The following is a 7,603-nucleotide window of genomic DNA, read 5'->3' as shown; positions in this document are numbered from 1 at the left end:
CCCGATGGCGGATGTTATGGCTCACATCCCGCGACAGCTTCAGCCCCGCAACAACGGAATCCAGGTTCCAGTGGGGCGCTGCCTCCGCCGGGTGGGCTGGCCCGGCCTCGCGGGCCGGTGTGGCCGCGCCCGCGTCGGCTTGGCTGTCTGCAACCTGTCCCCGCACGCTCGACATCCCCACCAACCCTCCGGCGGTACAGTGGTGGCATGACAAGGATTCATTGTCTACAGACTTTCTAGACTTAAGCCCTCCGCGCCTCCGGGCGCGCCGGCGGGCTTTGGCCGCCCCGTGGGCCGCCGCGTGCGCCATCGTTTCAGGCGCGCTCGGCGCCGGTCCCGCCCGGCGCGCAGCTTCGACCCTGTCGGTGGATAAGGGGTGCGGCCGGAGGGCTTCGGCGTCCGCGATTTGACAGGTCGAGCCGATAAAATTTATATAGTCTGTAGATTATTAGATTCAGCAGTCAGGCAGGCGATCATGACGTCTCCAGCTATCCGGTTTGGCGTCTGGGCGCCGGTGCACGGGCCGCGTGCGGCGCTCCGCGATCCGCAGGAGCCGTTCGATGCCTCGTGGGACCACAACCGGGCGGTCGTGCTGGAAGCCGAGCAGCTCGGCTTCCATTCGACGCTCATCGCCCAGCACACCGTCAACCCGCATCTGCCCGACCACGACCAGCTCGAGACCTGGACCGCCGCCGCGGCGCTGGCCGCGCTCACCAGCCGGATCGAGATCATCGCCGCGGTGAAGCCCTTCATCTTCCACCCGGTCTTCCTCGCCAAGATGGCGCTGCAGATCGAGAACATCAGCGGCGGGCGGTTCGGCATCAACCTCATCAACGCCTGGAACAGTGCCGAATTCGAAAAGGCGGGCATCGCCTTCGGCGAGCATGACCAGCGCTATGAGTATGGGCGGGAGTGGATCTCGGTCGTCTCCCGCCTCGTCTCCGGCGAAACGGTGACCCATCGCGGCCCGCATTTCTCCATCACCGACTACCGGCTGACGCCGCGCGACCTGCACCGGGCGCGGCCGTCGGTCTATATCGGCGGGGAGTCCGAGCCGGCGCGGGCGCTGGCGGCGGACCATGGCGACGTCTGGTTCATCAACGGCCAGCCGCTGGCGGATGTCGCGGCGCTGATCGCCGATCTGCGGCGGCGGCCCCGGGCGGGCGCGCCGCTGCGCTTCGGCCTGTCCGCCTTCGTCATCGCCCGCAAGACCGAAGCCGAGGCGCACGAGGCCTATGAGCGCCTGCTCGCCCTCGCCGCGCAGGATGCCGACGTCCACACCCTGCAGCGCAAGCATGCCGATCCCCGCACCGTGATGTTCCAGACCATGGCGAAGTCGGTGCGGGTGGGCACCAATGGCGGCACCGCCGCCGGGCTGGTCGGCTCCTACGATCAGGTGAGCGAACGCATCCTCGCCTTCCATCGCGCGGGAATCGAGCTGTTCATGCTGCAGTTCCAGCCGCTGCGGCCGGAACTGCGGCGCTTCGCGGCAGAGGTCGTGCCCCGCGTGCAGGCCGCCGGCGCCGTTGCGCCGTCTCCCGCCCTGTCCGGCGCCTGATCCCGACCCCCGACACGAGAGAGCACGGCATGAGTGTGACCACGCAGTTCGACGTCGCCGGCGGGCGGATCCCTTCATCCGCGGCATCGCCCGGCGTCCGGCTGGGCGCGGGCAGCCTCGTGGCGCTGTCCTGGCTGGTGCCGGTGCTGCTGCTGATCGTGTGGGAGGCGCTGGCGCGCTATGGCTGGATCGAGCCGCAGCTGCTGCCGGCCCCCAGCAAGGTCGCGCTCACCGCCTACAAGCTCACCGTCTCGGGCACGCTGCTGCACGATCTCTCGGTCAGCCTGCTGCGGGCGGCGGTGGGCTTTGCGATCGGCGGCGGCATCGGCTTCGCGCTCGGCACGCTGGTCGGCTTCTCCCGGCTGGCGGAAGCCCTCATCGACCGCAGCGTGCAGATGGTGCGGGCGATCCCGTTCCTCGCGGTGCTGCCGCTGGTCATCGTCTGGCTCGGCGTCGGCGAGGGGCAGAAGATCTTTCTCGTGGCGCTCGGCGTCGCCTTTCCGATCTACGTCAACACCACGCTCGGCATCCGGCAGGTCGACCCCAAGCTGATCGAGCTCGGCCGGGTGCAGGGGCTGGACAACCGCGAGCTGATCACCCGCATCATCCTGCCCGGCGCGCTGCCCTCCATCCTCACCGGGGTGCGGTTCTCGCTGGCGACGGCGTGGCTCGCGCTCGTCGTCGCCGAGACCATCGGCGCCCAGGCCGGGCTCGGCTTCCTCGCCCTCGACGCGCGGGAATTCCTGCGCACCGACGTCATCGTGCTGACGGTCGTCATCTATGCGCTGATCGGCGTCGGCGCCGACAGCCTCGCCCGGCTGCTGGAGCGCCGCCTGCTGACCTGGCACCCCAATTACGGAGCCGGGCGATGACCGTGCAGCCGCCCGCTTCCGCCTTCCGCACCAACGCCGTCGTCGTCTCCGGCCTGCGCCGCGCCTATGGCGAGCGCACCGTCATCGACCGGCTCGACCTCGTGATCGGGCAGGGCGAGTTCGTCGTGCTGCTGGGCGAGAGCGGCTGCGGCAAGACCACCCTGCTGCGGGCGCTGGCGGGGCTGGACCCGATCCAGGGCGGCACGGTCGAGGTGCCGGGCCGGCCCGCCGTGGTGTTTCAGGAGCATCGGCTGCTGCCCTGGGAAACGCTGTGGCGCAACGTGACGCTCGGCCTGCGCGCCGCCGATGCCCGCGCCCGCGCCGCCGCCGCGCTGGCGGAGGTGGGCCTCGGCGACCGGCTGGACGACTGGCCGCGCAACCTCTCCGGCGGGCAGGCCCAGCGCGTGGCCCTGGCCCGGGCGCTGGTGCAGGAGCCGAAGCTGCTGCTGCTCGACGAGCCCTTCGCGGCGCTCGACGCCCTGACCCGCCTGCGCATGCACGGCCTCGTCAAGGACCTCGTCGCCCGCCACCAGCCGGGCGTGCTGCTGGTCACCCACGATATCGACGAGGCGCTCCGGCTCGGCGACCGCGTCCTCGTCATGCGCCGCGGCGTCATCGCCGCCGAGCACCGGCTTTCCTCCCACAACGCGGCCGCGACGGCGCGGGCCGAGCTGCTGCGCGAGCTCGGTGTCGCCCTCGACGGCGGCCTTCCCTCCTCACATTGACCGCAAAGGAACGTTCCATCATGTCGAGTTCCATCCTGGTGCCGTCGCGGCGCGCGTTCCTGGCCGCCTCGCTCGGCGGCGCCGCGGCGGCCGGGCTCGCCGGCATCGGCCCCGCCTTCCCCGCGACCGGGCGCACCACCGACACGCTGCGCCTCACCTGGGGCTATTTCGGCCTCAGCTACCTCGCCAAGCAGCGCGGGGCGCTGGAGAAGCGGCTGGCCGACCAGGGCATCAAGGTGGAATGGGTCGGCCCCTTCCCCAACCACGCCCCGACCCTGCAGGCGGTGACCGGCGGCACCGCCGACTACGCCTTCGGCGGCAGCACCACCCCGGCGCTGGCGGCCCTGCTCGCCGGCTCGCCGCTGGTCTTCACCCAGTTCTTCATCTACGAGCCGCGCACCACCGCGATCATTGCCAAGAAGAGCTCCGGTATCGCCCGGGTGGAGGACCTCGTCGGCCGCTCGGTGGCGGTGAACCGCTCCGGGCTCGGCGAATTCCTCGTCGTCGCGGCGCTGGAGCAGCACAATATCGACCGCTCGAAGGTCAATTTCGTCTATCTCAACCCGCCGGACGCGGCCCCGGCGCTGGCCGCCGGCAAGGTCGACGCGTGGTCGATGTGGAGCCCCGGCGTCGACATCGCCCGCGTCGAGTACGACGCCCAGGACGTCTATCTCGAGGGGCGCGACCTGCCGTTCCAGATCGACTTCAACAGCTATCTCACCCGCCGCAAATTCGTCGAGGAGAACCCCGACCTCGTGCGCGCCTTCAACGCCGCCATCGTCGCCGAGGCGGAATGGGCGAGCGCCAACAATGTCGAGGCCGAGACCATCGCCTTCGACGGACTGAAATACCCGGAGGCGGTGCGCGACCACTTCATCTCGCTGAAGCGCCGCTACACCCCCTACGCCGTCACCGACCAGGCTTTCCTGGCCAAGTTCCAGACCGCCGCCGACTGGCTCAGCGCGCGCAAGGTGCTGCCGGAGAAGGTGACCGTAACCGACTATGTCGCAGCGGTGTGAGGCAGCGATGAACCGGCCCCTCGAACCTCTCGCCCTCCAGCCCCCCGCCGATGGCGAGGCCGCGCTCGCGCGGCTCCAGCCGCTGTTCGACCGGATCGAGCAGGGCGCCGCCGAGCGGGAGCGCGACCGCATCCTGCCCTTCGCCGAGGTCGCCCTGCTGCGCGAGGCGGGCTATGGCGCGCTGCGCCTGCCGGGGAGCGGCGATGCCGGGCTCAGCTTCCGCCAGCTGCTGAAGATCGTGATCCGGCTCGGCGCCGCCGACTCCAATGTGGCGCACATCTTTCGCAACCACTTCTCGGTCAACGAGATCTATATCCGCCGGGCCCGCGCGGGGCAGGGCCTGCTCTGGCAGCAGGCGGTGCGCGAGGGCGCCCTCTTCGGGCTCGGCAACATCGAGCTTGGCTCGAAGAGCGCCGGCGGCGTGCTGCCCTCGACCACCCTCACCCCGGACGGCGACGGCTTCCGCCTCAACGGCACCAAGTACTACACCACGGGCACGCTCTATGCGGACCATGTGCTGGTGCGGGCGGCGACCCCGGACGAGCGGCTCGTCTCGGTCATCATCCCGGTGGGTCGTGCCGGGATCGAGATCGTCGACGACTGGGACGGTGTCGGCCAGCGCCTCACCGCCTCGGGCACCGGGCATTTCCGCCAGGTCCGGGTCGAGGCCCCGGAGGCCATCTTCGATGGCGAGGGGGTGGGCTACGGCCTCGCCTATTCCAACACGCTGGCGCAGCTCTACGTCACCGCCATCGTCGCCGGCATCGCCCGCGCCGCGCTGAACGATGCCCGGCGCCTGCTGCTCGGCCGCACCCGCACCTTCTACTACGCCAATGCCGAGCGGCCGGCCGACGACCCGCTGCTGCTGCAGGTGCTCGGCGAGATGTCCGCCGATGCCTTCGCGGCCGAAGCCGCCGTGCTGGCGGCGGCCGAGGCACTGGATGCGGTCGGCTCCGCCCGCGACAGCGGGCGCGACGACCCCGATCTCGCCCACGCCGCCGCCCTTGCCTCGGCACATGCCAAGCTCGTCGTGGACGAACACGCCATCCGCAGCGGCAGCCGCATCTTCGATCTCGCCGGCGCCAGCGCCGCCAGCCGGGCGCGCAACCTCGACCGCCACTGGCGCAACGCCCGCACGCTGGCGACCCACAATCCCGGCGTCACCAAGGCCGCCGCCATCGGCGCCTTCGAGACCAACGGCACGCGGCTGCCGGCGAAGGGGTTCTTCTAGGCGGGGCGGTTACCGCCGCGCCGGGCCGGCTCCGCCGGCGGCAGGTCCGCCGGTCCGCGGCTGAGGACCCGCGCGCCGGAGGTAGTACGGAGAGCCCCGGCGGTTGCCAGATGGGCTCACACAGCTCCCCCACCTCGCGGGCCGGGCCAGCCTGAGGCGGGAGCCGGCGCCGGGGAAGCGTTCGCCGCCGGCCAGGGGCAGGCGGGGGTTCGGCATAGCCGGGGCTCGGCATAGGCGGGGCTCGGCATAGGCGGGGCTCGGCATAGGCGGGGGTTCGGCAGCGCCCGCCGGTAGCGGCAAGGCAGCACGGTGCCGGGGATCAAGCGCCCGATCCCGCCCTGGTCAGCCGGGCGTGCCGGCGTCGTCGTCCCGGCGCATCGGGCGGGCGTGGACCTCCCGCCGCAGCCGCTCGTTCTCACGCCGCAGCGCCGCGAGTTCCTCCCGCACCGGGGCGAGCGCGGTCTCCAGCTCGGCCTCGCTGAAGCGCGGGGTGATGTGCTGCGGGCAGTTCCAGTCGAACGCCTCGACCGCGATCAGGGCGAGCCGTTCGACGCGGCCGGGATAGCCCGGCACCGCCAGCCGCGCCGCGAGCGCCGGGTCGTCCGCGGCGTCGACGAGGCGCAGGCGGCCGAAGATCTTCAGGCGCTGGCGGTGGGCATAGTCCATCAGGAACAGCGACACCCGGTCATTGGCGCCGACATTGCCGGTGGTGATGTACTGCCGGTTGCCGCGGAAGTCGGCGAAGCCCAGCGTCGTGTCGTCGACGACGCGCAGGAACCCCGCCGGGCCGCCGCGATACTGCACATAGGGCCAGCCGGTTTCAGAGACGCTGGCGATGTAGAAGCCGTCGCGCCCGGCGATGAAGCCGCGTTCGGCCGGGCCGAGCGGGTCGGCGGCCGCCGGCTCCTCTCCGTCCTGCGGCCCGGCGAAGTGCCCCCACCGGCCCGCGCTGCCATAGCGCTCCTGCGCCGCGGCGACGGAAGGCGTGGTGGCGATGTCGAGATATCGGCTGCTCATGGCGTCCACCGTTGCGCATGCCGGTGCCCGGGCCGAGACCCGGGCCGGCGCGATGCCTGCCGGAACCCGGCGTCCTCAGTCCTGCAGCGCCCAGTCTGCCACCTGCCAGCGCCGTTGTCCCCGGTCGGCGACGATGCGGCCGAGGCCGGGGAAGGGCATGTGGGTCGAGGCGATCAGCGCGCCTTCCGAGGCGGCGAGCGGGAAGAAGCGGTCGCGCATCGCCTGCGCCGCCGCGCGGTCCTGCTCGAACAGGAAGAACACGTCGGTCGCACCGGGGTGCACCACGGGAAACAGCATGTCGGACACCATGATGAGGCTCTGGCCGCCATCCTCGATCCGCACGCCGATATGGCCGGGCGTATGGCCGGTGAGATCGACGAGTGTGATGCCGGGCGCGATTTGCCGCTCGCCGTCGATCGCCTGCAGCTTCGGGTAGAGCCGCACCACCTCCTCCGCCATGCGGAAGCTGGTCTGCAGGTAGTCCGGGGCGGCGTTGCGCTTGGCCGGGTCGGTCCAGTGCTTCACGTCGCGGCGGTCGATATAGAGTTCGGCATTGGGATAGTTGTTCCGGCCGCCCAGGATCAGCCCGCCCATGTGGTCCTGATGCATGTGCGTCACGATCACCGCGTCGATGGCGTCGCGGTTGATGCCGATGGCGTCGAGCGCCCGCGGCAGGGCGCCGGTCTGGCCGATGGAGCCGGCCGCGCCGGTGTCGAGCAGGATTTTGCGGGTGCCGTCCTCGACCAGATACTGGTTGAAGACGAAACGCACCCCGCTCGGCCGGGCGGTGTACTGCGTCTGCGCGGCCTGCTCCACCTGCCCGGCGCTGCGGCCGGGAAAGAAGGTGTAGGGCATGTCGGCATAGCCGTCGGTCAGCGCGGTGACGGTGAAGCGGCCGATGCGGATCTGCGCCAGCGGCGTCACGCGGGCGATGCCGGCGGCGGTCGCGGCGCCCGGCGCCGGCGTGGCCGGAGAGGCCGGGCTCTGCGCGGTGGCGAGGCGGGGCGCCAGCCCGGCGCCGAGAAGCCCGAGCGACAGGCTGCCGGCAAAGGCGCGGCGGGAAAGCTGCGGCATGGTTTCCTCCGTCAGGTCGTGGATCGAGGCGGCCTGTCCCCCCGGACCCGCGCCACCTGGAGGCGACGTTAGGACATGCCTGTTTTCGGGAGTATTCTGCCCTTTCG

At 71.4% G+C, this 7,603-nt stretch carries 7 protein-coding genes; 5 read left to right on the top strand and 2 right to left on the bottom strand.

Annotation, left to right across the window (positions count from 1 at the left end; translation table 11 throughout):
- The first annotated feature begins 475 nt into the window (after window positions 1-475).
- From KHC27_RS08040 to KHC27_RS08020, 5 genes are read left to right on the top strand one after another with little or no spacing between them, the layout of a single operon-like run.
- A complete protein-coding gene (locus KHC27_RS08040; protein ID WP_213337265.1) occupies window positions 476-1,558 on the top strand; it encodes an LLM class flavin-dependent oxidoreductase in 1,083 nt (360 codons plus the stop codon).
- Window positions 1,559-1,587: 29 nt separating this feature from the next.
- On the top strand, window positions 1,588-2,430 hold the full coding sequence (locus KHC27_RS08035; protein WP_213337262.1) for an ABC transporter permease subunit: 843 nt from the start codon (window positions 1,588-1,590) through the stop codon (window positions 2,428-2,430).
- On the top strand, window positions 2,427-3,155 hold the full coding sequence (locus tag KHC27_RS08030) for an ABC transporter ATP-binding protein (protein WP_213337261.1): 729 nt from the start codon (window positions 2,427-2,429) through the stop codon (window positions 3,153-3,155). The genes KHC27_RS08035 and KHC27_RS08030 overlap by 4 nt, the downstream gene beginning before the upstream one ends.
- 20 nt (window positions 3,156-3,175) lie before the next feature.
- On the top strand, window positions 3,176-4,174 hold the full coding sequence (locus KHC27_RS08025; RefSeq protein WP_213337259.1) for an NrtA/SsuA/CpmA family ABC transporter substrate-binding protein: 999 nt from the start codon (window positions 3,176-3,178) through the stop codon (window positions 4,172-4,174).
- 7 nt (window positions 4,175-4,181) lie between these two features.
- Window positions 4,182-5,405: an acyl-CoA dehydrogenase family protein gene (locus KHC27_RS08020; protein WP_213337257.1), complete on the top strand. Its 1,224-nt coding sequence runs from the start codon at window positions 4,182-4,184 to the stop codon at window positions 5,403-5,405.
- 342 nt (window positions 5,406-5,747) lie between these two features.
- On the opposite strand, the gene KHC27_RS08015 is transcribed toward KHC27_RS08020, so the two are convergent.
- Both KHC27_RS08015 and KHC27_RS08010 read right to left on the bottom strand, forming a co-directional pair.
- Window positions 5,748-6,422 carry a pyridoxamine 5'-phosphate oxidase family protein gene (locus tag KHC27_RS08015; protein ID WP_213337255.1) on the bottom strand — a complete coding sequence of 225 codons (675 nt, stop codon included), beginning with the start codon at window positions 6,420-6,422 and terminating at the stop codon, window positions 5,748-5,750.
- A 75-nt stretch (window positions 6,423-6,497) separates the two neighbouring features.
- A complete protein-coding gene (locus tag KHC27_RS08010) occupies window positions 6,498-7,496 on the bottom strand; it encodes an MBL fold metallo-hydrolase (protein ID WP_213337253.1) in 999 nt (332 codons plus the stop codon).
- Window positions 7,497-7,603: the final 107 nt, after the last annotated feature.

It is taken from the genome of Ancylobacter lacus, assembly GCF_018390635.1.
Lineage (GTDB): Bacteria > Pseudomonadota > Alphaproteobacteria > Rhizobiales > Xanthobacteraceae > Ancylobacter > Ancylobacter lacus.
This window is presented reverse-complemented; position numbering and strand designations above follow the sequence as displayed.